Source organism: Kineococcus indalonis, assembly GCF_009906395.1.
Lineage (GTDB): Bacteria > Actinomycetota > Actinomycetes > Actinomycetales > Kineococcaceae > Kineococcus > Kineococcus indalonis.
Map to the genome: position 1 here is coordinate 1 of NZ_JAAALM010000624.1, position 2,099 is coordinate 2,099.

Here is a 2,099-nt window from a genome sequence, read left to right on the forward strand (position 1 = left end):
CCCTGGACCAGACCCGCGACGTCGGGCTCGTGGGGCGGAGACGATCGCGGTGGTCACCACCACGCGGCTCCTCGGGGCGCGCGTGCGCACCCGGCCGCTGCCGGGCTCAGGCCCGGGCGGAGACCCCCGGGCACGACGGAGGGCCCCGTCCATCGTGGACGGGGCCCTCCGGGTGTTCAGGTGAGGTGCCGGCTCAGAGAGCGCGGACCTGGTCGGCCTGCGGGCCCTTCTGGCCCTGGGTCACCTCGAACTCCACGCGCTGGTTCTCCTCCAGCGAGCGGTAGCCGTTGCCGGTGATCGCCGAGTAGTGGACGAAGACGTCGGGACCGCCGCCGTCCTGCTCGATGAAGCCGTAACCCTTCTCAGCGTTGAACCACTTGACGGTGCCCTGGGCCATTCCTACTCCAACACGTTCCAGTCGGTGCGAGACCCGCGCTTCTGCGGGTCCCGGGCTGAGTGGGAACGCCACACCGGGTCCCGAAGGACCCGGGCGACGCCCGCAACACACTCCGCGGGCGTTCAGAACGATCGAGGAGCTGCGCTAGCTGCAGCCGATCGGAAGCTAACACGACACCCGCGACCGTGCGCAAGACCTCCACGTCGATCGGTGGCCGCCCCGGCGATCACGGTCCCGTCACGGGGCGTCGCCGGCGGTGCCCGGCGCGTCGAGCGCCGCCACCGCCAGGACGACGCTCGCGGCCGTCCAGCCCAGCGGCGCCGGGCCCGCCGGGGCGCCGTCGGCCAGCACCTTCTCCGGCAGGCTGCCCCAGCCCGTGCGGTGCGCGGCCAGCCAGTCCAGCCAGCGCGCCGCCTGCGCCTGGCGCCCGGAGGCCGCCGCGGCCAGCGCCACCAGCGCCACCTCCGGCGTCCAGGAGATCCCGTCGCGCTTCCAGCCCGCCCCGGGCGCCAGGCCGCCGGCGGGGCGCAGCGCCCGCACCTGGTAGGCGTCGAAGGCGGCCAGGACGGGCGCGGCGGGCACCTCGCGGGCGAAGGGCGGCAGCAGGAAGGCCACGGCCGCGTCCACGCCGCCGGTCTGCACGCCCGGGTCGGCGTAGCGCAGGTAGCCGGTGGGGGCGAACCGCTCGTGCAGCAGCTCCTCCACGGTGTCCGCGGCCGCCCCCAGGCGCCGGGCGGCGGAGCGCTGCCCGAGCAGGGGGTGCAGCGCGGCGCTCGCGCGCAGGCCCGCCAGCAGGGGCGCGACCGTGCCCAGGGTGAGCTCGGCCTCGCGCCGCTCCCAGTAGTCCGAGGACGGCTCCGGCAGCGCGGTGCCGCCGTCGGTGGCGGCCAGGGCGTAGCGGGTGGCGCCCTCCAGCAGCCCCCGCAGGGGGCGCAGCTCGGCGCGCGCCTGCGCGCGGGTGGGGGCGTCGGCGACCACGCGCTCCAGCGCCCACAGCGCCCAGCCGGCGCCGTCGGCCTGCCGGCCGCGGCCGTCGGGGGTGCCGCTGCCGTCGAGCAGGTAGCGCGCCTCGAAGCCGCCGTCGTCGTGCTGGACGCCGGCGAGGAAGCCCAGCACGCGCAGCGCCTCGGCGCGGTGGCCGGTGGCGGACAGCGCCACCGCGGCGAAGGCGGAGTCGCGCGGCCACGCGTAGCGCCACTTCGCGGCGGGCCCGGCGGCGACGGCGCCGTTGGCGGCGGTCAGCGAGCGCAGGTCCAGCAGCGAGCGGCGCACCACGTCCTCCCAGGGGCCGCCGGCGCCGGGCACGGTGCCGGCGGCCAGCCAGGCGGCGTCCTGCTCGGGGGTGCCGGCCGGTGCGCCGAGCTGCTCGCGCCAGGACGCGGTGCTCAGCAGCGCGGGGGCCGGCACGGCCTCGGAGCGCTCGGGCAGCGCGGTCAGGGTGAGGCCGGCCGCCAGGGCGAGCGCCACCGCCAGCGCCGTCGTCGCACGCCGTGCCACCCGCCCACCCCTCTCGCCCCCGTCCAGGGTGTCCGTCGACCGTAGCGGGCGCGCACCTGAGCGGGCACCGGTTCGCCGGGACCCGTGGGCGCCGGGGGGAGGGGTGGGCGGCCCGGCGGTCGGGTCGTGTTCGATGGGGCCGTGAGCGCCGCGCCGGACGTGCCCGCCGCCCTGGCGCGGGTGGGCCCGCGGCTGCGGGCCCACC

Annotated in this window: 2 protein-coding genes; both read right to left on the reverse strand. The window is 78.4% G+C overall.

What is annotated here, in order from left to right; translation table 11 throughout:
* Window positions 1-193: 193 nt before the first annotated feature.
* Window positions 194-397, reverse strand: coding sequence for a cold-shock protein (locus tag GTR00_RS19665; protein ID WP_166613239.1), 204 nt, complete (start codon window positions 395-397; stop codon window positions 194-196).
* A gap of 237 nt (window positions 398-634) precedes the next feature.
* The gene (locus tag GTR00_RS19670; RefSeq protein WP_166613240.1) at window positions 635-1,894 is read right to left on the reverse strand and encodes a glycoside hydrolase family 15 protein; all 1,260 of its coding nucleotides are present in this window, start codon (window positions 1,892-1,894) and stop codon (window positions 635-637) included.
* Window positions 1,895-2,099 lie beyond the last annotated feature (205 nt).